This is a genomic window from Cohnella zeiphila, from assembly GCF_014212055.1.
Classification (GTDB): Bacteria; Bacillota; Bacilli; order Paenibacillales; family Paenibacillaceae; genus Cohnella; species Cohnella zeiphila.
In genome coordinates, this window is the sequence record NZ_JACJVO010000032.1 from 262535 (window position 1) to 286378 (window position 23844).

Below are 23844 nucleotides of genomic sequence, written 5' to 3' on the forward strand. Positions count from 1 at the left end.
CAGACGAAGGAAAGGCCCGGGGCACGGAAATAATCCGTGCCTCGGGCTTCTTCCGAATCGATGCGGAGCGGGAGGGCTCCGGGCTCCGCCTGATGAAGGGAAGAGGGATGCGGATGCGAAGAGGACGAATCGGTGCGCGGACGAAGCTGCTGATCTGGCTCATTATGCCCAGCCTGATCTTGGAAGCCGCCGTGATCTGGCTTGCGCAGTCGAATACGACGTCCTTTTTGCGTCAGACGCAGAACAGCGCCTTGGACGGAATGGTCGTGCAGTCCGTTCGGATGATGGAGAGCCAGATGAACGATCTGGTGCTCAACGTCCTGGGCATCGAGAAAGAAATCGTATACGGAGGAACGAAGCCGGAGGATTGGATTCGGACGATGGAGACGGCCGTCATGACCCGCCCGGAGCTGGTGCGGGGGATCGTCTACCTCGGGAACGACGGTCTGGTGGCGGGGTACCCCGAATATTTCTGGGACAGCTTCGCCGACAAGGAGATCGGCATCATCCGGAAGCAGACCAAGGATCCGAACAACGGGGTGGTCTGGTCGGAACCGTTCTCCTCCACGATGGGCGCGACCGGTCTCAACAGCCTGGTCAGCATCGTCACCAAGCAAGTCGCCGACGACGACGGCCGCAGCATGGGCGTGCTCGCGTTCGTGACCGATGTCACGAACATCGTGCAGCGCGGCGCGGCGTTCGCGGGCAATTACGATACCCGAACGCTGCTGTACGACCGCAACGACCGGCTTATCTATTCGATCACGATCGTGGCCCGCAACAGCTACGAGACGCTGGAATACGCCGAGCGCAACACGGAGACGCTGGAAGCGGCCAAATCCTACTTCGATCGCAGCGGGCAGTATTACGTCATCTCCGACATGAAGCAGGCGCCTTACTGGAAGGCGGTCGTCGTCGGCGACGTCAAGACGCTGCAGAACAAGTACAGGCCGATCGTCCGGTTCGCCATCCTCATCCTGGTGCTTGGATCGGCCGGACTGATCGTCCTCTATTTCGCGGTCTCGTGGTGGTTCACCAAGCCGATCGTCTCGCTCACGCGCGGCATCCGGCACATCGCCAGAGGGCACTTGAACCATCAGTTCGAAGTGGCCCGCCCGGACGAATTCGGCGAGATGGCCCGGGAATTCAACCGGATGATGCGGACGATCCAAGATTTGATCGAGACGTTGAAAAAGACGGAGGAGCAGAAGCGGCAGGCCGACCTTCAAAGCCTGCTGTCGCAGATCAACCCTCATTTTCTATACAATACGCTCAATACGATCGACATCATGGTCGACTTCAAAGGCAAGGACGACATCCATCGGATGATGGCCGTGCTCATCCGGCTGCTCAAATACGGTTTGGACCGGACGTCGGTGCTGCGCAGCTTGGGCGACGAGATGACCTATGTGAAGGATTACCTGACGATTCTGTCCGCCCGTTACGACAACCGCTTCTCCTTCGAGGTCGAGAACGCGCCGCCGGAGCTGGCTTCCGCCCGGATCCTGAAGCTGATTCTCCAGCCGATCGTGGAGAACGCCGTCTTTCACGGTTTGCATTCGCTGACCGGTCGGCCCGGCAGGCTGAGCGTGAAGGCGGTGCGAAGCGGTTCGGATCTGATCATCGCCGTCGCGGACAACGGGGTCGGCATGACCAAGCGCCGAATCGGCGAGCTGCTGCGGCTGCGGCCAAGCTCGCGGCGGGAGGGCTCCGAAGCGGGACAGGAAAGGAGCGGGGGCTTCCGCATCGGTCTGCGCAACGTGCACGAACGCATCCAGCTGTATTACGGTGCCGGCTACGGGCTTAGCGTGCATAGCGAGCCGGACGTCGGAACGACCGTAACCGTCCGGCTGAGAATCATCGAAACGGAGGATGGATACGATGGATCAAGCCTTCAAGCTGCTTCTGGTCGATGACGAGCCGCTGGCGCTGCGGCGCCTGCGCAGTTTCTCGCTCGCTTCCCGCGGCTTCGTCGTCGTCGGCGAAGCGGAGAACGGACTTCAGGCGCTGGAGGCGATCGACCGGCTGCGGCCGGACATCGTCGTCACCGACATCGGCATGCCGGTCATGGACGGCCTGGAGCTGCTGCGGAGGCTTCAAGACAAGCCTGCTCCCCCCAAGGTCGTGCTGCTCACTTGCTATGAGGATTTCGCCAAAGCGCAATCGGCCATTCGCTACGGCGCCGAAGACTACTTGACCAAAGTGCTGCTCAGCGAGGAGGAGTTCGTGAAGTCGTTGGAAAAAACGGCCGAATCGCTGCGCAAGGAAATGGCCGGCTCCGAACGTCTGCTGCGGCTGCAGCTGCGGGAGCTGCTCCTGTATCCCTCGGAGGACAACGCCGCTTCCTTGAAGCGGGCCGGATTCGACGCCGGGCAGGCGGCGATCGCGGTGATTCGCACGGAGCGGCCGCTGCCGTCCGGCTACGCCGAACAAGAGCTGTTCGCCGAAGCCGCGGGGGAAGGGCGCTGTCTGCCGGTTCAAATGTCCGCGTGCGTATGGTGCTTGGTATTCCGGTCCGCCCCGCATGTCCGGGACGGCGAGTTCTATGGCCGGTATCAAGCGCAATGCGCGCGGATCGGCTCGCGGCTGCGGAAGGAGCAGCCGGCCGGCGGCTTCGTTGCGGCGGCGAGCGGCATCTGTTATCGGACGGAGGACCTTCCGTCCGCGTATCGGTGCGCTTGGGAGCGAAGCGAGGCCGGCTTCTACGAGGAGCAAGGCGAATGGATCGAGGGCGATCCCGGCCGCTCGTGGGTTCCCTACCCGGCGGAATCCTTTCGCCGTCTCCTGGCGGATATCGGCAGCGCCGCGGCGGCCGGCGACGGCGAGGAGGCGGCCGGCCTGCTGCGCCAATGGATGGCAGCCGTCTCCGAGGCGTACAGACCGGAGCCTGGGCAGGCGCGGCAGATGGCGCTCGAGCTGGCCGACCGGCTGGACGGCTTCGCGAAGGCGTCACCGGACGAAGCCGGGCCGGCCCCCGGGCTGACGGAGCGCCTGAGGCGGAAGGCGAACGAGGCTCTTCACGCCAAAGCGCTGCTCGAAGAAGCCGGCGCGCTCGCCGATCTGCTCGCCCGCCGGTATCCGGGCGGCAGCATGCGCAAGGAGATCAAGGAGGCGCTGCGCCTGATCGCGCGGCAGTATGCGGACATCGAGCTTGGCGAGGCGGCGCGCCGGGTGAACTTGAGCCCGAGCTGGTTCGCGGCCTTGTTCCGCAACGAGACGGGCCGCAGCTTCCATGACTACGTACAGCAATACCGGCTCGATCAAGCCCGCAAGCTGCTGGAAACAACCGATCTGAAAGTATACGAGATCGCTCAGCGGGTCGGCATTCCCAATTCGCGCTATTTCTCCCGCTTATTCCTGGAGCATGCGGGCGCTCCGCCGCTCGATTACCGGAAACGCGCCTCGGGTTCGACCTGAGGAAGACGACTTAGAACAAGGAGTGAGTTCTCCATGTCCGAATACGAGAAGCTGCGAGCCTCGTTCGCATCCGCCCATCCGCCGCGAAGCCTGTTTCCCCTGCTGTGGCTGCATGGAGACGAAAGGGAAACCGAAGAGGCGATCCGGGCGGAAGTGGCGGCCATGGACGATGGCGGCGCCGGCGGCTTCGTTATCGAATCGCGGCCGCACAACGATTACTTGGGCGAGCGCTGGTGGCGCGACGTCGGCTTTTGCCTGGACGAGGCCGCGAAGCGCGGCTTGGACGTCTGGATATTCGACGAGGAATATTACCCGTCCGGCATCGCCGGAGGCAAAGTGCTGGAAGGGCACCCGGAGAGCCGGATGAAGGTGCTGATCAAGCAAAGCGCCGAGTGGCGCGAAGCGGAAGACTGGGCGCCGCCGGCCGAAGAGCGTCCGATGGAGAAGCTGCTTCGAATCGTCTGCGCGACCGGCGGCTCCGGGGAGAACGAGCGGGTCGTTTTTCGGACGGAGGAGGAGTTCGGCGCCTGGCGGGAAGCCGTTCGCAAGGAAGGGAAACCCGGGCGGGCTTGGAACGTTCATCGAATCGGCCTGACCTCGTCGTGGAGCGGCCGCATGTTCGAGAAAATGGTCGATTATATCGATCCGGAGGTGACCGACCGGTTCATCTCCATCACCTACGAGGAGACGAAGCGCCGGTTGGCTCCTTATTGGGGAACGACGATCAAAGGCTTTTTCGGTGACGAGACGAGCTTCGAAAATTTCGCCTCCTACGACATGCTGTTCGGAGAGAAGACGCCCTGCTTCCCTTGGACCCGTCTGCTGGAGTCGTCGTTCCGCGACGCCAAAGGCTACGATCTGCTCGACTGGGCCGACTTGCTCTGGTACGACGTCGACGGCAAAGAGGACCGGCCGGTCCGCTTCGATTATATGGACCGGATGACGAAGCTGTTCTCCGATCATTTCTTCGGACGCATCCAATCGTGGTGCCATCGCAACGGCGTCGCGTTCATCGGCCATGTGGTCGAGGACAATCATGCGCATATGCACCACGGGTTCGGCGTCGGCCACTTTTTTCGCAGCACGAAGCGGTTCGATATGGGCGGCTACGACTTCGTGCTGCGTCAGCTTGACTCGGAACAGAAACGGGCGCCGTACGAGGAATGTTATCCGCAATTCCAGACGTACCGGGACGAGCCCTACCGGAACTTCTTCCACTTCACGCTGCCCAAGCTGGCGCAGTCCGCGGCCCATCTGGAGCTCGGGACCGATCTGGTCATGTGCGAGAATTTCGGCGCTTACGGCTGGGACCTCGGCCTTCGCGAGATGAAATGGCTGACCGACTGGATGACGGCCCGGGGAACGAACTGGTACGTCCCCCATGCCTTCTCGCCGTTGTTTCCGGATTCCGACTGCCCCCCGCATTTCTATGCGGGAGGCCGCAATCCGCAGTGGCCCTTTTTCCGCCAATGGGCGGACTATGCGAACCGCTCGTGCCTCATGCTGAAGGGTGCGGACCATATCGCCTCCGTTGCCGTGCTGTATCCGGCCGAATCGCATTGGTGCGGCGATCGGGATCGTCTTGACGACGTCTGCCGGGCCCTTGCCGAGCATCAGTACGATTTCGATATTTTATCGTGCGACCTGCTGGCCGATCGCGAGCGGTGCAAGATTCAAGACGGCGCGCTTCGCATCGGCAAAGAGACTTTCCGGGCCGTCGTGCTGCCGGGCTTAGAGACGCTGCCGCTGGAGGCGGCCGTGCGGATCGCCGAATTCGCGGAAACGGGAGGGCACGTGCTGGAGGTAGAAGAGACGGCGAAATTCGAATGCGGCGGACGCCACGCGGAATTGGCCGCGGCGCTGTCGGGTCCGGCATTCCCGAAGCGACCCGTTCCGATCGCCGAACTCGGCCGGGAGCTTCGCGGGAAGCTGGAGCCCGGAATCGCCGCCGGGTCGTTTTTCCCGGAATTGCGGTACTGCCATTACCGGCATGAAGACTGCGACGTCTTCTTCTTGCGCAACGAGGGCATGGCGGCGGTCTTGGAAGATGCCATCGTCTTGCCTGCCGCAGGCAATCTTGAACTTTGGCATCCGATGACGGGGCGAATCGAGGAGCCGGACGATTACCGGATCGAAGAAGGCCGCACGGTCGTTCCGCTTCGGCTTGAGCCTTACGAGGCCGTATTCGCGGTCGTGCGTCCCGCGGCCCCTGCCGCGAATGGTTCATCGCCGCGCACGGCGTTCTCGGCCGCGGATCGGCCTTCGTCCTCGCATCGGGCAGCGGTTGCGAAGACGGCTTCGGCGCCGAAGCTGGAAAAGTGGGACGTCGTAGACATCCGCACGCCGCTGGACTCGGTCTCCGTGCCGGACGACCTGAGCGCATTCGGCTTGGGAGACTGGCAGGAGCGTTCCGAGCTCGCCGGGTTCTCGGGCACCGTCGTCTACGAGACGACTCTCGCCCCGGAGCAGGCTCGGTCGCTGCCGCAGGACGACTCGCCCGTCGAGCTGAATCTTGGCGAGGTCGGGGAAATCGCCGTCTTGACCCTCGAAGGCGTGCACGAGACGTTCCTTCCTCTTCTTTGTCCGCCTTACCGCTGGGAGCTTCCGGTCTCGCTTCTCCGGGAAGGCGCCCGGATCCGCGTGGCGGTGACCAATACGCTCGGCAGCTCCTTCCGGGACGACCATTTCCGCAGGGAGAAGCCCGCTCCGTCCGGACTGCTCGGACCGGTTACGCTGTCCGCCCCGAAACCGCCGGGCGATTGAGGCGTACCCGCGGACAGGCGCGATGGCTGGAGGAACGGGGGGCGGGCGGAGGAGCTCTTCGCGGGTTCATCATTGGATAACGAATTCAGGAACCGTTCCGATCTGTCGCGAATCGGTTCCGAAACGCGTATTGAAGCGCCATGCCGACCGCCACTCCCACGGCCAAACCCAATATCCCCAACCACATCGCGCCAAGAAAGTAGGGCGAATAAATGACTCCGATCGTAGCGAAAAATGCCCCGAAAACAAAAGGGAACACGGCATAAGGCTTCGTGCCCCCTCCTGCATCCTTAAAGGCGTCCCAGATCCCATACATGTAAACGCAGGGGTAGAACATCAGCCATTGATAATCCGTCTGGTCGATCGTTCCCCGGATGTCCCCATGAAAGCTGGAAATAATGATCAGGTTCAAGTTGGACTGGGCGTTGATCAGAAATTCCATGACGATCAATAGCGTCCCCTTGATATATTTGCCGTTGCGGAACTGGCCGAATCCGGGCAGGGCGATGCTCCACAACATCGCTTCGGCGACGCGAGAAGATTTATGCATGGGCGTTCCCTCGCCTCGCCGGTTATTTGGAAGACAAAGCTTCGCGGTCCGCCGCTTGCGGCGGCTGCTCCATCCAACCGAAGTCGATCATGGTGTTCGCGCCGTCTTCGACATAATTTCCCACTTCCGCCATAAATCTTGCGAAGATCATGGCCAAGTCATGTCTCGCGCTGAACGAAAGGGCGTTGCCGTAAGACCGGATCCGTACCATGAACATGTCGATCTTGTGGAACAGCATGATTTTATCGGAGAACGGGGAGAAGGTGGAGTCCGTGACCAAGTGGTCCAGACTCGGATGGGACGGCAAGTCGTCTTTCTGCAGCACTTTATTTAAAACCACGATGTGTTTGGAGGCGATCCCTTTTCCTCTTTGGAAGTAATGGCGGACTTGTTCGATTTTGGCCGATTGGCAGAAGCCGGTCAGAATGGCGCTGCTGATCGCATTGTTCTCGACGTTGTCGTAAATATGGGTGATTTCCAACGCCTGAAGCGGTCGAACATCCCCGAAAAAACCGTTCATAAACGATTGCTTTTCGACGAAATCGATTGTTTTGGGCGTCGGGATGAGGGGCGGTTTAATCAAATAACCTTTCTCTTCCAATAATTGGTTGACATCGTTCATCAATTTGATGGTCGCCACGAGGAGATCGGTAAAAAAGTCGCGAACGTCAGGCCGGCTTACCAAAGGTATGGCAATTCCGTACACGCTGAGCCCGGCTTTGCCCGTATATTTCAAGTAATGGGGATAGAACTCGTCGTCAAAAAGCCGGGGCGCTCCCATATTCACGTCCTGCTCGCTGAAGCCGGCCGGAAGCGGATAGCCTTCGCGGTCGAACAGGTCCGCGACGATTTGCGTGGCCCATTCGGCTACCCGAAGGCCCTCGACCAAAACGGATCGAATGTCGCGATCGTCCACGTTTTGGAGAAAATAAGGCAGAATCCGGCAGGCCATGTTATTCCCCATGTATGTCGCCCATAACTTCCCGATTTCGGCCGAGGTTAATTTAGAGGACATGCTTTCAGTCGTCAGGTTTTCGCGCAAGGATTCAAGCTTAATCACGGAAGCCGCACCTCCTCCTGTTTTTCTTAGTTTTTGACACCGTCGATGGCTTTATCCATTCTGGAGAGTTTAAATCATCGTGTTAAACCAAACAATGAAGGACGTGCATCATAAAACCATTTAGCTCATTCAACAAGGGAGAGTGGTCGGGAGTGTTCAGACGAGGAATGTTCAGACGAAGAGCCCCAAAGAAGACCACTTTTTCCCATGCGGACTCTTCGAATCGCCGTCAAGAGGAGGAGTTCCGGGATGCCAAACTGAGCGGAAGGCTGGAGGAAGTCGTCGAAGCGATCCAGCGTCTGCTGGGGGCAAACGATGATTTCGTTATTCGCCGTCTTCACGTGTTCGGCCGTTATCCCGCTGCGATTTTTTACTTTACGAACATGGTCAATCAGTTGGAAATCAATAAAGACGTGCTTAAAGCGCTTATGTACCCTGCGCCGCGGTTACGGGACGACATCTCGGGAGAACGGCTAAAGGAAGCCATATTTCTGGACTCGCTTTCTCATACCGAGGTAACTTTAAAGCGTTCGTTAGACTCCCTTATCGACGGAATCCTGCGCGGCAAGACAGTCGTCGCGGTCGAAGGGGTGGATGAAGCTTTCGTTATTAATACGCGGAGCCTGGAGAGGCGGGCCATCGAAACCCCGGCGACAGAGCAAGTCATTCGGGGTCCGCGCGAAGGATTCATCGAGCTGCTGGATACGAACCTTTCCTTGATTCGGTATCGACTGCAAACCAGCGACTTGAAAATCAAATCGATGACGATCGGCCGCGAAACTCGATCCAGAGTGGCCATCTGCTACCTGGAGGGCGTTGCCAACCCCGATCTGATAAAGGAAGTGAATCATCGCCTCTCCCAGATCGATATCGGCGCGGTGCTCGACTCCGGTTATCTCGAACAGTACATAGAGGACAATCACTTTTCTCCGTTTCCGCAGATGCAGTATACGGAACGGCCGGACAAGGTCGTCGCCAATCTGCTGGAGGGAAGAGTCGCCATAATGGTCGACGGATCGCCGCTCGCTCTGGTCGTTCCGACCGTATTCAACCAGTTCTACCAGACGGTCGAGGACTATACGGAACGCTTTCTGCTGATGAGCGCGATTCGTCTGGCACGGATGCTTGCGCTCGTGTTCTCGCTCATCTTCCCGTCGTTATATGTCGCGATCATTTCCTTCAACCCGGAGCTCATCCCGACGGAGTTCGCGGTCGCGGTGGCGGGGGGGCGCGCCGGCGTGCCGTTTCCGGCCGTCATCGAGGTGCTGGCGATGGAAGTGTCGATGGAGGTGCTGCGGGAAGCGACGATTCGCTTGCCTCAGCAAGTCGGCGGAGCGCTCTCCATCGTCGGCGTGCTTGTCGTGGGCCAAGCCGCGGTATCGGCCGGCTTTGCCAGCCCGATCACGGTCGTCATCATCGCTCTGACGACGATCGGATCCTTCGCGACTCCGGCCTTTAATGCAGCTTTGGCGCTGCGGCTGCTGCGGTTTCCGCTCGTCATTCTGGCCGGGACATTCGGTTTGTACGGGATTATGCTCGGGCTCATCCTCATCCTCAACCATATGTTATCGCTCAAATCGTTCGGCGTTCCCTACTTAGCCCCATACACTCCCGGCAGCTTTCAGGGCATGAAGGACCTGATCGTCCGTGCGCCGTTAAGATCGATGTGGCGACGCCCGAAGTTTCTCTTCTCAGGCGATAAACAGCGGGTTGATCAAAACGCGGAGCAAAAAAACGATGTGCTCGATCCGCGTAAAAAGTCTTAGAAAATCGCCATCATGATCCCGGCGAGGACAACCTAACAATTGGAATCGCTCCCGCCTTGTCGGCGGGAGTTTCGCCGTTCGGGCAGGGAGGCTGGCGGGATGGAGAGAAGGGCGGGGCGCGTCGCCGCCTGGGCATCGATCATACGGCAAGCGTTCGAGCTGAAGAGAGCCGCTCTGCCCTGGGGCCGGGCGATCGGAGCGGGGTTGAGCCTCGGCTTGCCGTCGCTGGTCGGCTGCGTCTTGGGGGATTTTCCGTCCGGCATGCTGGCGGGAACGGGCGGCTTTGCCTACTTGTACGCCGGCAAGGAACCGTATGCCCTCCGGTCCAAGAAGCTGTTCTGGGCCGCGCTCGGCCTGGCCTTGTCGGTTGCGTCGGGAACGCTGCTGGCTTCGAATCCGGTTTTGGCGGCTCTTTATCTCGGAGCGTTCGGCGGCTTCGTCACGTTTCTGTTCGGCGCTTTGTCCTATAAGGGACCGGGGGCGCTGTTTTTCGTCATGGCCTTTTTGCTGGGGTCCGCCATGCCGGTTGATTCTTCTCAAGCTTTCCAGCGGGGAGGGCTGGCGCTTGCGGGCGGGCTTCTCGCCTGGGCGATCGGGATGCTCGGCTGGTTCGCCGGTCCCCGCGCGCCGGAGGAACAGGCGATCTCGAGACTATACGGCCGACTGGCGCAGGCGCTGAATGCGGTCGGAACCGCCTCTTATGAAGAAGCGAGGCACGACGCTCTGCTCCAGCTGTACGAGACGGAAGCGATATTCGTCTCCACATGGGTGCCCCGGAGGGCCAATGAGACGTTCGGGAAGCTGCAGGCGCTGTTCCGGCAGGCGAACGCCATCTACCTGGAGATGAACCGCTTCGCTTCGGCGAGCCGGGGGACGCTGCCGCCTGCTTTGGGACAGGCGGCCGGCGCGATCGCGAATGCGGTTCGGCGGGGAAGAGCCGATCGGGTGAGGGAGCTTCCGGAAGCGGACGGCCTGGAACGGTTGGAGCTGACGGGAAGCATTCGACAGTCGGCGCGCATCTGGAACGGCGCAGCGCCCCCGGAGGAGAGAAGCAAACCCTGCGCGAGAAGGACGCCGCTGCGGACCATTCTGCTCGGCGCGCTCGACCGCAACTCCATCGTGCTCCTGCTATCGCTAAGGTTCGCCGCCGTTCTCGCCTTCGCCGCGCTGATCGCCCGCGGATTGGAGTTGAACCGCTCCTACTGGGTGCCGCTATCCTGCGCGTCGGTCATGCTGGGGGCGACCGTCCTCGCCACGTTTCATCGGGCGATCCAGCGTTCGATCGGCACGATGATCGGCATCCTGGCGGCGAGCGCCATTTTGTCGCTCCGACCCGAAGGGTACGTCGTCTCGTTTGCCATCATGCTGTTCACCTTCGGGGCCGAGCTGTTTCTCGTTCGCAATTACGCGATTACGGTGCTGTTCGTTACCCCGAACGCCCTGCTCATGGCGGAAGCGAACAGCCGTATCCAAGACACGGTCTGCTTCGCCGGCGCCCGGCTGACGGACGTGCTCGTCGGAAGTCTGATCGGGCTCGCCGGCGTTCTCTTGATCGGCAGGAGGTCCGCTTCCAGCCGAATCCCGTAATTGATGGCCCGTACGCTTCGCAGCCAGGCACGGCTCCTGGCGCTGATCTTCACGCAGCGGCCGGCGGGGAAGCCGCCCTCGGACAGCAGGGAGACGAGGGACATGAAAACCCATCTGTCCAATCTGGCAACGGTCTACGCTACGGCGACGGGAGAAATTCCAAGGAACGAGAAGGAGCTGAAGCGGCTGCTGCCGACGGTCTGGTCGATCGATCAGTTCGGCTATCTGTTGAATGCCTACGCCCGCGATCCGTGGCGGGAGACGATGGAGGACGGGGAGCTCGCCTTGCTGCTGCTCGCGCTGGAGAGGATGGCGCAAAGCGCGGACTGGGGGCATCCGCTGCCGATGCCGGAGCTTCCCGCGCTCGCCGGACAGCCGAGGCTTCGGGAGGAAATCGCGTCGCTGGGACAGTCTCTGGACGGAAGCCTGGAGCGGGAGGGGGAACCGGCAACCTCTTAAAATCTCGCGTATGGTATAATCCGATTAACGATAGACCATCCCCGATCGGAAAGGAAGCTGCCAAGATGACCGTACGCTGCGCCTGGGTCAACGACGATCCGTTGTACATCGATTACCACGACCGCGAATGGGGAGTTCCGGTTCACGACGACCGGAAGCTGTTCGAATTTCTGGTGCTGGAAGGAATGCAGGCCGGATTAAGCTGGTACACGGTGCTGAAGAAGCGCGAGAATTACCGGCAGGCGTTCGACGGGTTCGATCCGCGCAAGGTGGCCGAATACGGCGAGGCCAAAGTGGCGGAGCTGATGGACAATCCCGGGATCATTCGCAATCGCGCGAAGATCCGGGCGGCGATCGCGAATGCGCAATGCTTCTTGAAGGTGCAGGAGGAATTCGGCAGCTTCGACGCGTACATGTGGCGGTTCGTCGGCGGGGAGCCGATCCTGAACCGCCGGCGGACGATACGCGAGGTTCCGGCGACGACGCCGGAATCGGACGCGATGAGCAAGGATTTGAAGAAGCGCGGCTTCAAGTTCGTCGGGTCGACGATTTGCTATGCCCATATGCAGGCGTGCGGAATGGTCAACGACCATACCGTGGACTGCGAGTTCTATCATTCGGCGGACAAGCATTCGTAAGCCGGGAGCGGAGGAACGAGGTTGGACGTATCCGGAGAGTGGGAATTGCTGCCCGAAGACCGGGCGGAAACGATCGTTTATCGCCGTATCGGCGGCTATGATTTGCGATTGCTGCTGCTTCGGCCGGATCAAAGCGAGCCGGGTTCGAGCCCCTGCATCATTTTCATTCACGGCGGAGGCTTCACGGGCGGGGAGGCCGAGATGCTGCTGCCTCAATGCCGCTGGTTCGCGAAGCGAGGCTTTGCGTGCGTAACGGCCGATTATCGCCTCATGAAGATGGAAGAGGAACGGCCGGCCGCGGACAGCGTGACCCTGGACGAGTGTATCGCCGATTGCAAGGCGGCGGTGCGCTTCGTTCGAAGGCACGCCGACCGATGGGGAATCGATCCCGGCCGCATCGTCCTTGCCGGGGAATCGGCCGGCGGTTATCTCGCCTGCGCGGTGTCCGCCCTTCATGATTTGGAAGCGCCGGGAGAGGACACGACGGTCTCTTGCGTGCCGGACTTGCTGGTCGCCTATAATCCGATCACTCAGCTTGCGGGCAAATGGGGCCATTGGGTGCAGGACGCGCCGCTTCCGGACGAGCCTCCCGTCGCGGAAGGAGAAGCCGCCCGGCGGCTGGCCCGCTTCCGGAGGGCGCGCCGGTTGTCGCCGCTCTGGAGCTTGACGGAACGGCATCCGCCTCTGCTGATCATGCACGGACTGGAGGATGCGGTCGTGCTTCCGGAGGACAGCGCGGCCTACGCGGATAAGGTAAGCGAACTCGGAGTCGAGGTCCGGCTGGAGCTGCTGCCCGGGAGCGATCATGCTTTCGCGCTGTTCAATTACCGGGCGTCCGATGAAGAGATCGGGCATGCGCTGGAGACGACGCTCAAATTCGTCCGCAGATTCTGGTAGATATTTTCCATAAGCAAAGCGGAATGCGCGAGATGAATGGGGCGGATGTCTCGAATACGAAGGCTACCCGCAAACGGCAGGCGCAAATCGTGACCTCCGCTCCCTCAACGAAGGTACGAACGGAAGCAGAAAACCCGCACGTCGTATTATTGCTCGGTTGACATGCCTTTTCGGGATATGATATATAAAAAACAGTTAGCACTCATGAGGATAGAGTGCTAAAATAAATGTCAGGAACATGATACCCGAAAGGAGTTCGGCCGATGGTCAAGCAGCAGTTCAAAGCGGAATCGAAGCGGTTGCTGGAGATGATGATCCACTCCATTTATACGCAGAAGGAGATTTTCCTTAGAGAGCTCATCTCCAACGCCAGCGACGCGATCGACAAGATCTACTACCGGGCGCTGACCGACGACGCGTTGGTGTTCGATAAAGACAATTACTACATCCAAGTGACGCCGGACAAGGACAAGCGCACGCTGACGATCTCCGACACCGGCATCGGGATGACGCGGGAAGAGCTGGAAGAGCACCTGGGCATTATCGCCAAGAGCGGCTCGCTCGCCTTCAAGAACGAGAACGAAGCGAAGGACGGCCACAACATCATCGGCCAGTTCGGCGTCGGCTTCTACTCGGCGTTCATGGTCGCGGATGTCGTAACCGTTATCAGCAAGGCGCTCGGAAGCGACACCGCGTACAAGTGGGAATCCGAGGGAGCGGACGGCTACACGATCGAGCCCTGCGAGAAGGCGACGATCGGTACCGACATCATTTTGAAAATCAAGGAAAACGCCGACGAAGAACGGTACGACGATTTTCTCGAGCCGTACCGGCTGAAGGCGATCATCAAGAAGTACTCGGACTTTATCCGCTATCCGATCAAGATGGAAGTAACGAGCAGCCGTCCGAAGGAAGGCGCGGACAATGAGTTCGAGGAATATAGCGAAGTTCAAACCGTCAACAGCATGATTCCGATCTGGCGCAAGAACCGGAACGAGCTGACGGACGAGGACTACAACAACTTCTATATGGAGAAGCATTACGGCTTCGACACGCCGATCAAGCATATCCATATCCGGGCGGATGGAGCCGTCGTCTACAACGCGATCCTCTACATTCCGGAGAATACGCCGTTCGACTACTATACCAAGGAATACGAGAAGGGCCTGGAGCTCTACTCCAACGGCGTCCTGATCATGAACAAATGCGCCGATCTGCTGCCGGACTACTTCAGCTTCGTCAAAGGGATGGTCGATTCCGAGGACTTGTCGCTGAACATCTCGCGCGAGATGCTGCAGCAGGACCGCCAGCTCAAGCAGATCGCGGGCCATATCAAGAACCGGATCAAGAGCGAGCTGCAGAGCCTCTTGAAGGACGACCGCGAGAAATACGAGAAGTTCTTCAAGTCGTTCGGCCGCCAGCTGAAGTTCGGGGTTTACAGCGACTACGGCGCCAACAAGGACACGCTTCAAGACCTGCTGCTGTTCTCTTCCTCCAAGGAAAAGAAGCTGGTCAGCCTGGCCGAGTACGTCGAGAGAATGCCGGAAGGGCAGAAGTACATCTATTACGCTTCCGGGGAATCGATCGAGCGGATCGAGAAGCTTCCGCAGACCGAGCTCGTTCTGGACAAAGGCTTCGAGATTCTGTACTTCGCCGACGACGTGGACGAGTTCGCGATCAAGATGCTGATGAACTACAAGGAGAAGGAGTTCCGCTCCGTCTCCAGCGGCGATCTCGGCATCGAAGAGGAGGCAAGCGAGAAGCCGTCGGAAGCCGAAGAGAGCGCGAACAAGGAATTGTTCGAGCAGATGAAGGAGCTTCTCGGCGGCAAGGTGAAGAACGTCATCGCCTCCAAGCGGCTGAAGACGCATCCGGTCTGCTTGTCTTCGGAAGGCGAGCTGACGGTCGAGATGGAGAAGATCCTTCGCGCCATGCCGGGCAGCGAGAACGTGCAAGCGGACAAGGTGCTGGAGATCAACGTCCATCACGACGTGTTCCAATCGCTGAAGAACGCCCAGGAGAATGACCGGGAGAAGCTGAGCCTGTACACGAACCTGCTGTACAATCAGGCGCTGCTGATCGAGGGCTTGCCGGTTCAGGATCCGGTGGAGTTCACGAACAATATCTGCAAGATCATGCGCTAAGCGGGAAAAGGCCGTCGGGGCCGTTCCGCCGGGTCGACGGGACCTGGGGAGCGGCCTCGTTACCGATCTAAGCGATATCGTATCCCAGATCTTCGATTGCGGCCTTCACTTCCTCCAACGATACTCGATTCTCGTCATATCGGAAGGTTGCGCGTCCGAGCTTGACTTCCCCCTCTGCGCCCGACTCCTTCAAAACGTTCTCGATTTTTTCGATACAGTGGCCGCATGACATTCCGATAATGTGCAAGGTCGTTTCTTTCAACGCGATTCCTCCCCTGTTTCGGATGGCGTCGAGGCCGGCAGCTTGCGGATCGATCGGGTCAAGCGTTTGATCAGGACGTTCGTTCCGTCTACCAAATGAGCGTGCAGCGTCGGGTACGGCATGCCGAACGGCGTGGCTTTGTTTGGATCCCATCCGGACCACCGGAACGTTAGCTCCGTCCGACCATCCAGCTCTTTCAACTCGAACGACCACGTCCAATCTTCGCCTACTCGGTAAGCCAAGCGGGCAGGAGGAAGGATGGTCGTCACCTTGCAGGCGGTCCTGCCCTGAGGTTCGTCCATCTCCACATGAAACTCATGCCCCTGGCGCGGCAGAAAATCGTTAGGGACGAACCAAAGCGCGATTCCATCCTTTGTGGCGATCGCCTCCCACACCTTCTGGATCGGATCGTCCAGCGTGCGGGTCTTGCAAATGTCGGGAAGCGGGGTCGTCGGTTCCATCGATGCATCTCCTTTCGAATTGAGCCTTTGACGGCGGGTTGCATTTTTGATTATACAAAAAAATTATAAATATAAAAATAAAATATTCATTTATTTTTATGTTGAATTGAAATGGACCTTCGATTACAGTGGTAGGGGGAGGGATTGTTATCGCGCGCGGATTTACGGAAAGCCAGAAAGAAGCCATCCGGAATCAATTGATTCGAGAAGGTAAGCGGCTGTTCGGCAAGTATGGACTAAAGAAAACGAATATCGCCCAACTCACCGAAGCGGCGGGCATTTCGCCCGCGGCGTTCTATAAATTTTTCGCATCCAAGGAAGAGCTTTACTTCTTTATTTTTGAAAAAGAAGCATTGAACATGCAAAACTTGATTTTGGAGCAGGTCCGAGACCCGGATTCCGATTCGACGGAGACCAGCTTTCGAAATGCGTTCGCCACGATGATGAATCTCTATAAAGAGGAGCCGTTTCTGGAACGGCTGTTTCTGGGAAGCGACTTGAACCAATTGATGCTCTCCATTGCCGAAGCCGACATCAACGCCCACGTTCGGTCCGGATATCGGAACTTCACGCCCGCATTCGAGAGTTTGCAGAAGGAAGGAAAGGTCATTCCGGCCGACCCCGAAGTTCTGATCACGATTATGCAATTGTTCTTCTTGCTTAATGATCAGCGAAGCCATTTCGATCCGGGCTTGTTCGATCAAGCGATGAATCTGTTGGCCCGTTGGATTGCCCGCGGGTTGACAAGCACGGAGGCGCCGCAAGGAGGAACCGGATGAAGCTGGAGCGCTTGATCTCCATGGTATACATGCTGCTCAATCACGAAGTGGTGTCCGCCACGGCGCTGGCCGAGCGATACAACGTCTCCCCGCGGACGATCTACCGGGACATCGAGGCGATCTGCGCGGCCGGCATTCCCGTCGTCTCCTACCAGGGAGTTAACGGCGGCTTCGGCATCATGGATGAGTACAAGATGGACAGAAGCTTGCTTGGCGCCCACGATGTCGGAGCGCTGGTCTCCGTGCTGCAGAGCATGTCCGCCGTTTTTGGCGACGAGCAGGCGATGGAGACGGCCTACAAGCTGCAGACGATCCAGGGCCGGCACGAGAAGCCGGGACTGTCCATGGAGATGGGAATCGGCAGAGCCGATCCGGAAGCGCTGCGGACTTTGCGCGCCGCGATCAAGGATTCGCGCGTACTGAAGTTCGTCTACATCAGTGCCAAGGGAGAGAAAACGGACCGCGTCGTGGAGCCGGTCAAGCTGACGTACCGGTACGATGCCTGGTATTTGTACGCCTACTGCCGGACGCGCAGCGATTACCGCGAATTCAAGGTGCCGCGTATGGTGGAGCTGTCCGCCACGGCCGAGCCGTTCCGCCACAAGCATCCTCTTCCGCCTTCGTCCGCAAATTCGCCGCGCGAGATGCCCCGGGACGCTCCGTACATCGATGCCGTCCTGCATTTCTCGGTCGCTTCGCTGGCCCGGGCGCTGGATTTTTTTCACCGCTTCGATAAAAGCTTCAACCCCGACGGCTCGCTGATCGTCAAGGCACGGATCTACCATTACCCGGAGGCGAAATGGATCGTTCCGATTCTGTTAAGCTTCGGCAGCGGGGTCGAAGTGCTGGAGCCGGCCGAACTGCGGCAGGAGCTGCGAGAACAATTGCAAAAAACATTATCTCTTTACGCCAAAGTATGACACCTAGTTGTCATGCTTTTTTGTCTATACTGATGCTAGGAGTAAAAAGAGAAATCGAGGAGCGTGCAAAAGTTGAATTCTCGCAAACAGAGTCTTCCCATCGTGGTCGCAGGGCTGCTGCTCGGCATTCTGATGGCGTCGATGGACAATACGATCGTGGCCACCGCCATGGGCAATATCGTCGGTGAACTAGGCGGCATGGATAAATTCGTCTGGGTCACGTCCGCCTATATGGTGGCGGAGATGGCGGGCATGCCGATCTTCGGCAAGCTGTCGGACATGTACGGGCGCAAGCGGTTTTTCGTCTTCGGCATCATCGTCTTCATGGCCGGCTCCGCCCTGTGCGGAACGGCGCACACCATCACGGAGCTTGCCCTCTACCGGGCGGTGCAAGGAATCGGCGGCGGCGCGCTCGTGCCGATCGCGTTCGCCATTATGTTCGACGCGATTCCGGTGGAGCAGCGCGGAAAAATGGGCGGCTTGTTCGGCGCCGTCTTCGGACTGTCTAGCATCTTCGGCCCGCTGCTCGGCGCCTACATTACGGATCATATCGCGTGGCAGTGGGTATTCTATATCAATCTGCCGCTTGGCGTCATCGCCTTCGTCATGGTCGCTTTCTTCTACCGGGAGTCGCATGAGCACTCCAAGCAGCCGATCGACTGGCTGGGGGCGTTTACGCTGCTCGGCGCCGTCGTCTGCCTCATGTTCGCGCTGGAGCTCGGCGGCAAGGAATGGGCTTGGAATTCCGCGCCCAGCTTCGGTTTGTTCGCCGGCTTCGCCGTGCTGCTGGCTGCTTTTCTCGTCACGGAGACCAAGGCGAAGGAACCTATCATCTCGTACGCTCTGTTCAAAAGCCGGCTGTACACGACCAGCGTTCTATGCGCTCTGTTCAGCGGCGCAGCCTTTATCGCCGCTTCCGTCTACATTCCGATCTTCATCCAGGGCGTATTGGGAGGCTCGGCCACCAATTCCGGTCTGGTGCTGCTGCCGATGATGGTGGCTTCGGTCATCACCGCCTCAGTGGGCAGTGCCTTCTTGAACAAGATCCCGTACCGTAATATTATGGTTCCGACAATGGCGCTGTTCGCCGTCGGCACGGCGCTGGTCACGACGCTGACGGCCGATTCGAGCCGGCTGATCGTCACCTTCTACATGGTGCTGATCGGGCTCGGCATCGGAGCGTCGTTCTCGGTGCTCAGCAGCGCCGCCATTCACGGACTCTCTTACCGGCAGCGCGGTTCGGCCAGCGCGACGATGAATTTCCTTCGCTCGCTCGGCATGACGATCGGCATTACGACGTTCGGCATTCTCCAGAGCGACCGATTCTCCGGACGATTGGCCGGGGTGCTGCCGGCCGGCGGCGATACGGGAGCCGCGGATGCGGCCAAGCTTCCCGCCGGACTCGACTTGAGCGATCCGCATGCGCTGCTGTCGCCGGCCACCCGCGCCCTTTTTCCGCCGGATATTCTCGCTTCGATCTCGAAGCTGCTGTCCTCTTCTATCGTCTACACGTTCGCGTGGGCGCTCGTTCCCGTCGTTCTGGCGCTGCTCGCCTCGATCTTCATGGGCAGCCAGAAGCTGGACGCTTCGGCGGAAAGCGGCGGAGCTTCGGCGGGGCACTGAATGGTAAAAGCCTGTTGAGAAACTTCAACAGGCTTTTTATTTTGGGAACCTCCTGTTAGAAACGTTTGGCAACTTCCTTGGCATGTGCAATTGCTTTTTCTTTAATAGCCGGAGCGTGCTCCGATGATGCCGTTCCTTCAACTAATATGGCCTCCATAGATGGAATCCCATATAACCGCAAAATCTTTTTCAGATAGCTGTATCCCATTTCGACTGCAGCAAGAGGACCTTCCGAATAAACGGAACCGCTAGCTTGAATGTGTAAGGCTTTCTTGCCGGACAGCAGACCTACATATCCGCTTTTGGTCGTTTTGAAGGTCTTGCCCGGAATTGAAGTTGCATCGGTGTATGCCTTCAACACCGGCGGGATCGAGAAATTCCACATGGGGGAAACATATACATACTTATCGGCAGCCACGAATTGATCGACAATTTCCTCAAGACGAGCCACCTTGGATTTCTCCGCATCCGTCAGTCGATCGAAAGACGAACCCGACCGGAGCTTTCCCCATCCTTTTAAAACATCAGCATCTAATTGCGGAATATTCTCTTTGTACAGATCCAAATGAACAACTTCATCCGTTGGATTTGCTTCGCGGTAAGCTTCAATAAATTGTTTGCCTACCGTGAGGCTAACAGAATCCTGAGGATCGAGGGGATGTGCGGTGATGTACAGTACCGTTGCCATGAATCAAAACTTCCCTTCTGTAATTGGTTTTAATACAGTTTCTAGGTTGATCTTAGCGTATATAAAATTCAATGTGAAGTACGCACAATAATGTGGTATAGTATGAAAAAAGGTACTGTAACGGAGGCCAACGAATGCAAAAGAACCCTGTCCAATGTCAATTCGTTGCGGCGCTGGATTCGATCGTCGGCAAATGGAAGCCGATGATCCTTTATCATTTGCTGCAGGGCGAACCGCTGCGGTTCAATGAGCTAAGAAGATTGCTGCCCGATATCACGCAAAGGATGCTGACGCTCCATCTGCGCGAATTGGAGGAGGAAGAGCTCGTTAAGCGGGTCATTTATCCGCAAATCCCGCCGAAAGTGGAATACTCCATCACGGAATACGGCAAGAGCCTGTCTCCGATTTTGGAATCCTTGCATCAATGGGGAGCGGCCCATGTCGAGCGCAAGCGGCTCAAGGAGGCGAAAAATGAACAAACAGAAACGGACTAGCGTTCGATATGACGCCAGTCCGTATTATTGTCTAGATTGAACTCCAGGGTTTCTCGACTTCCCGCTCTCCGAAAGGAGAGCGGTTTTTTTGCGTTTTTATAGGTCTTTTGGTCTTATTGCGGGACTTTTGTAGGTGATTTTTCAGTGTTTGTTAAGCGGGGGCAAGTATCATGAATGATAGTTCGACAATATTTGCCAAACTCGTTGAAGTAAGAAATAAGAATATAGAAGGGAGATCTCCGAATGAGCGACCAGTATCTTGGAGAGATTCGCATGTTTTCCGGCAATTATGCGCCGCAAGGATGGGCATTCTGCAACGGGCAGATCTTGAGCGTCAACGAAAACCAGGCTTTATTTTCTATACTCGGCGGTACATACGGCGGAGACGGGAAGACGACGTTCGCCCTGCCGGATCTTCGCGGACGTGTCCCGATCCACAACGGGACGAGCCCGCAGTCCGGAACCAAATTTGCCATTGGCCAGAAGGGCGGAACGGAGACGGTCACTCTGACGGAGGCGCAGTTGCCTGCGCATACGCATACAGTAAACGCCCAATCGGCGCCAGGCACGAACACGAACCCCACCAACAGCTTCTGGGCTACGAGCACGGTTAAGGAGTATTCGACAGCGGCTCCGAACTTGACGATGAGCGCAGCGGCCGTTTCGTACGAAGGCGCCAACCAGGAGCATGACAATATGATGCCTTTTTTTCCGGTGACGTTTATCATTGCCACTCAAGGTTTGTATCCGTCGCAAGGCTAAAATTTACTTTAAGGAGGAAATGAAAGATGGCAGAACCTTTTCTCGGCGAAATCCGTTCCTTCTCTTTCGGGATCATTCCGTCCGGCTGGGCGGCGTGCAACGGGCAACTGCTGCAAATTACACAGAACCAGGCCCTTTATACGATTCTCGGCACTCGCTTCGGCGGCGACGGAAAGACGACTTTCGCGTTGCCCAATCTGCAAGGCCGCGCTCCGTTCGTCGCAAGTCCGACCGTTGCTGTCGGCACCGCCGGCGGCGAAGAGAGCCATATCCTGACGATCAACGAAATGCCGAACCATACCCATCAGGCTTCGGCCGGCGCCGACGCGACGGCTTCCAGTCCGAGCGGCGCCTCGTGGGGAACTTCCTCGACCATTTCTTCCTATGACGCCAAGTCGAACACGACGATGTCTGCCAATGCTCTGGCCACGGCAGGCGGAAGTCAGGCGCATTCCAATATGCAGCCGTATCTCACAATCAATTATTGCATTGCCATTCAAGGAATTTTCCCCCCGAAAAATTAAGAGGAGGACGACACGATATGGATCCTTATATTGGTGAAATCCGTTTGTTCGCGGGCGATTATGCGCCGTCCGGATGGGCGCTTTGCAATGGACAGCAATTGAACGTAGTAGGGAATCAAGCCTTATTTACCATTATCGGGACGACATACGGAGGAGATGGGAAGACCGTGTTTAATCTCCCGGATATGCAAAACCGAGTGCCGATTCACTGGGGACCCGGCAACGGATTGACTCCCCGCAACCTGGGGAAGGCAGGCGGGGATGCGACCGCTACGCTGACCATGGATCAGATGCCGGTCCATAGCCATACGCCGAACGCCCAATCGGTCGCCGACTCCGAGAGCCCGACAGGGGCGGTTTGGGCTGCGACTCCGAGGTCGGGTAAAAAGCCGGGGCCGGATGCTTATTCGGCAACGCCATCCGTTCCGATGAACCCAATTGCTTTGAATGCGGTTGGAGGTAATCAGTCTCATAACAATATGCAGCCTTATGTGGCTCTTCATTTTATTATTGCTCTGGAGGGTGTCTATCCTCTGAAGGCATGAAGGAAGTGCAGGAAACTTTATTGCAGAACCAATTTATTTTCTTATCCGAGACTAAAAGAGGGTTTTGAAGAAATTACAGCTTCCTTGGATTTGGAATCGAAAATTAGCAGTTAGATTCAATTACGATATATGGCTGGGGTTGGAAGAATCTATATTTTGTTTGCAAGGGAGGATTGTTTTTTGAAGAGACTAAGCGCTTTTTTTGCCGTTATTCTTTTTTTAAGCATGTTCAGTATGGGCAATTTCATTTTATTCGCTCGTCATACGGAGGCAGAGTCTGCCGCGACGCCACAGAAGATAGATGGCGAATTAGTGGCCGATAGTGCGGATTATTCCTTTAAGAGACCCAAATTTCCGTTTGATTTGGCTTCACCCGAACCAACGGATTACACGAATTTACAAACAGCTAGCAACATTGTTCTGGATGGTAATAATCAAAAAGAGACAATGACCGACAGCTATTCGTTTTTTACCCGTACCTTAGAACCCGATACGACAAGCAACTATACGATTGAAGTGTCTTCCGATTCGGAACGCACCAATTTACCGTCGTACGTTGATGGTGACGAAGATTGGAACAATCCCAACGATACGGTGATGCTTCTTTATTCCTATCCGTTTCATCCGGCGGACCCGACGGAAGGCTTGCTCTATGCGAACGATGACATCGATGTCGCAGATTATCGATCTTCGCTTAGCGGGATTCCTCTGGAAGCAGGGTCTAAATATGATTTGGTCATCACCAGCTATTCTGCCAGCATTTTGGGAAAAGTCGGGGTTGACGTTACGGACACCAATGGAGTTGGACGCGTTACCGTAACTTCGAACGATTATTCCTCGGACGCACCGCCGCAGAACAGCACGCCTGTGTTCACCTCTGCGGCTGCGGCGAATTTTGCCGAGAATCAATCCGGAACAGTTTACGAGGCAGCAGCAACAGGCACCGGAGCCGTCACTTATGCCATCACCGGCGGGAACGATCAGGACAAGTTCTCGATTGATCCTGCCACCGGAGATATGGTTTTCAAAGGCGCTCCTAATTATGAACAGCCTGCGGATGCGAATGGAGATAACGTATATGAGGTTGCGATAACGGCAACCGATAGCAACGGAAGCGCGGTTCAAGATGTTTCCATTACCGTAACCGACATTAACGATGTCAGTTTTTCGACCTTGGAGGATAACGGGAATATTGAAGTAGATTCGGATACAGGGGTTTACAGCCTTACGAGGTCGGTGACAGACGGCGAAACCGCCGATATTGCTTTCCAATCACCTGTATATCTTGAAGTCGTTGATGTTGGTGTTAATGCGGGGACTTTTCCCGGCGGTTTATATGCAATATCCGAAGACGGCAATTCGGTTGCACTGACTATTCAGGCGCAGGACGGTTACACGTTTGATTTATCGAGTTTCAAATACGCTGCTGATTCACAAGTTGATGATATTCAAGTAAATTATACATCCGGGGGAGTGGCTTACGATCCTGAATATCCGGTAACCCA

At 57.5% G+C, this 23844-nt stretch carries 21 protein-coding genes; 16 read left to right on the plus strand and 5 right to left on the minus strand.

Annotation, left to right across the window (positions count from 1 at the left end; translation table 11 throughout):
• Positions 1-113 precede the first annotated feature (113 nt).
• The 3 genes from H7C18_RS25215 to H7C18_RS25225 are packed head-to-tail and all read left to right on the plus strand — an operon-like array spanning position 114 to position 6180.
• Positions 114-1916: a cache domain-containing sensor histidine kinase gene (locus H7C18_RS25215; protein ID WP_185131868.1), complete on the plus strand. Its 1803-nt coding sequence runs from the start codon at positions 114-116 to the stop codon at positions 1914-1916.
• Complete coding sequence (locus H7C18_RS25220) at positions 1882-3417, plus strand: response regulator transcription factor (protein ID WP_185131869.1); 1536 nt, start codon at positions 1882-1884, stop codon at positions 3415-3417. The genes H7C18_RS25215 and H7C18_RS25220 overlap by 35 nt, the downstream gene beginning before the upstream one ends.
• Before the next feature lie 33 nt (positions 3418-3450).
• The gene (locus tag H7C18_RS25225) at positions 3451-6180 is read left to right on the plus strand and encodes a glycosyl hydrolase (protein WP_185131870.1); all 2730 of its coding nucleotides are present in this window, start codon (positions 3451-3453) and stop codon (positions 6178-6180) included.
• Between the two features lie 85 nt (positions 6181-6265).
• On the opposite strand, the gene H7C18_RS25230 is transcribed toward H7C18_RS25225, so the two are convergent.
• Together H7C18_RS25230 and H7C18_RS25235 are read right to left on the minus strand one after the other, a co-directional pair.
• Positions 6266-6730 carry a hypothetical protein gene (locus H7C18_RS25230; RefSeq protein WP_185131871.1) on the minus strand — a complete coding sequence of 155 codons (465 nt, stop codon included), beginning with the start codon at positions 6728-6730 and terminating at the stop codon, positions 6266-6268.
• A 22-nt stretch (positions 6731-6752) separates the two neighbouring features.
• Positions 6753-7745: a DUF3231 family protein gene (locus H7C18_RS25235; RefSeq protein ID WP_185132015.1), complete on the minus strand. Its 993-nt coding sequence runs from the start codon at positions 7743-7745 to the stop codon at positions 6753-6755.
• Positions 7746-7957: 212 nt separating this feature from the next.
• On the opposite strand from H7C18_RS25235, the gene H7C18_RS25240 reads away from it, so the two are divergent.
• The 6 genes from H7C18_RS25240 to htpG all read left to right on the plus strand — a co-directional run bounded on the left by H7C18_RS25240 (position 7958) and on the right by htpG (position 15281).
• Entirely contained in the window at positions 7958-9556 is a 1599-nt protein-coding gene (locus H7C18_RS25240; protein WP_185131872.1) for a spore germination protein, read from the plus strand.
• Between the two features lie 99 nt (positions 9557-9655).
• On the plus strand, positions 9656-11143 hold the full coding sequence (locus H7C18_RS25245) for an FUSC family protein (RefSeq protein WP_185131873.1): 1488 nt from the start codon (positions 9656-9658) through the stop codon (positions 11141-11143).
• 102 nt (positions 11144-11245) lie between these two features.
• Positions 11246-11602 carry a hypothetical protein gene (locus H7C18_RS25250; RefSeq protein ID WP_185131874.1) on the plus strand — a complete coding sequence of 119 codons (357 nt, stop codon included), beginning with the start codon at positions 11246-11248 and terminating at the stop codon, positions 11600-11602.
• Between the two features lie 65 nt (positions 11603-11667).
• Positions 11668-12240, plus strand: coding sequence for a DNA-3-methyladenine glycosylase I (locus H7C18_RS25255; protein WP_185131875.1), 573 nt, complete (start codon positions 11668-11670; stop codon positions 12238-12240).
• Positions 12241-12261: 21 nt separating this feature from the next.
• Complete coding sequence (locus H7C18_RS25260) at positions 12262-13137, plus strand: alpha/beta hydrolase (protein WP_185131876.1); 876 nt, start codon at positions 12262-12264, stop codon at positions 13135-13137.
• Between the two features lie 263 nt (positions 13138-13400).
• On the plus strand, positions 13401-15281 hold the full coding sequence (gene htpG, locus H7C18_RS25265; RefSeq protein WP_185131877.1) for a molecular chaperone HtpG: 1881 nt from the start codon (positions 13401-13403) through the stop codon (positions 15279-15281).
• Between the two features lie 67 nt (positions 15282-15348).
• Here htpG and H7C18_RS25270 read toward each other — a convergent pair whose 3' ends face one another.
• Positions 15349-15543: a heavy-metal-associated domain-containing protein gene (locus tag H7C18_RS25270; protein WP_185131878.1), complete on the minus strand. Its 195-nt coding sequence runs from the start codon at positions 15541-15543 to the stop codon at positions 15349-15351.
• The gene (locus tag H7C18_RS25275; protein WP_185131879.1) at positions 15540-16004 is read right to left on the minus strand and encodes an SRPBCC family protein; all 465 of its coding nucleotides are present in this window, start codon (positions 16002-16004) and stop codon (positions 15540-15542) included. Before H7C18_RS25275 ends, H7C18_RS25270 begins: the two co-directional genes overlap by 4 nt.
• 197 nt (positions 16005-16201) lie before the next feature.
• On the opposite strand from H7C18_RS25275, the gene H7C18_RS25280 reads away from it, so the two are divergent.
• From H7C18_RS25280 to H7C18_RS25290, 3 genes are all read left to right on the plus strand, one after another.
• Positions 16202-16783 (plus strand): TetR/AcrR family transcriptional regulator, encoded by a 582-nt coding sequence (locus tag H7C18_RS25280; protein WP_185131880.1) that lies wholly within the window; start codon positions 16202-16204, stop codon positions 16781-16783.
• Complete coding sequence (locus H7C18_RS25285; protein ID WP_185131881.1) at positions 16780-17703, plus strand: helix-turn-helix transcriptional regulator; 924 nt, start codon at positions 16780-16782, stop codon at positions 17701-17703. Before H7C18_RS25280 ends, H7C18_RS25285 begins: the two co-directional genes overlap by 4 nt.
• A gap of 132 nt (positions 17704-17835) precedes the next feature.
• The gene (locus tag H7C18_RS25290; protein ID WP_238357956.1) at positions 17836-19326 is read left to right on the plus strand and encodes an MDR family MFS transporter; all 1491 of its coding nucleotides are present in this window, start codon (positions 17836-17838) and stop codon (positions 19324-19326) included.
• Between the two features lie 55 nt (positions 19327-19381).
• On the opposite strand, the gene H7C18_RS25295 is transcribed toward H7C18_RS25290, so the two are convergent.
• Positions 19382-20014 carry an FMN-dependent NADH-azoreductase gene (locus tag H7C18_RS25295; protein WP_185131883.1) on the minus strand — a complete coding sequence of 211 codons (633 nt, stop codon included), beginning with the start codon at positions 20012-20014 and terminating at the stop codon, positions 19382-19384.
• 134 nt (positions 20015-20148) lie between these two features.
• Here H7C18_RS25295 and H7C18_RS25300 point away from each other — a divergent pair, with 134 nt between their 5' ends.
• From H7C18_RS25300 to H7C18_RS25315, 4 genes are all read left to right on the plus strand, one after another.
• Positions 20149-20508 carry a winged helix-turn-helix transcriptional regulator gene (locus tag H7C18_RS25300; RefSeq protein ID WP_185131884.1) on the plus strand — a complete coding sequence of 120 codons (360 nt, stop codon included), beginning with the start codon at positions 20149-20151 and terminating at the stop codon, positions 20506-20508.
• Between the two features lie 243 nt (positions 20509-20751).
• A complete protein-coding gene (locus H7C18_RS25305; protein WP_185131885.1) occupies positions 20752-21270 on the plus strand; it encodes a phage tail protein in 519 nt (172 codons plus the stop codon).
• Between the two features lie 26 nt (positions 21271-21296).
• Complete coding sequence (locus tag H7C18_RS25310; protein ID WP_185131886.1) at positions 21297-21794, plus strand: phage tail protein; 498 nt, start codon at positions 21297-21299, stop codon at positions 21792-21794.
• A 17-nt stretch (positions 21795-21811) separates the two neighbouring features.
• Positions 21812-22339 carry a phage tail protein gene (locus tag H7C18_RS25315; RefSeq protein WP_185131887.1) on the plus strand — a complete coding sequence of 176 codons (528 nt, stop codon included), beginning with the start codon at positions 21812-21814 and terminating at the stop codon, positions 22337-22339.
• Positions 22340-23844 lie beyond the last annotated feature (1505 nt).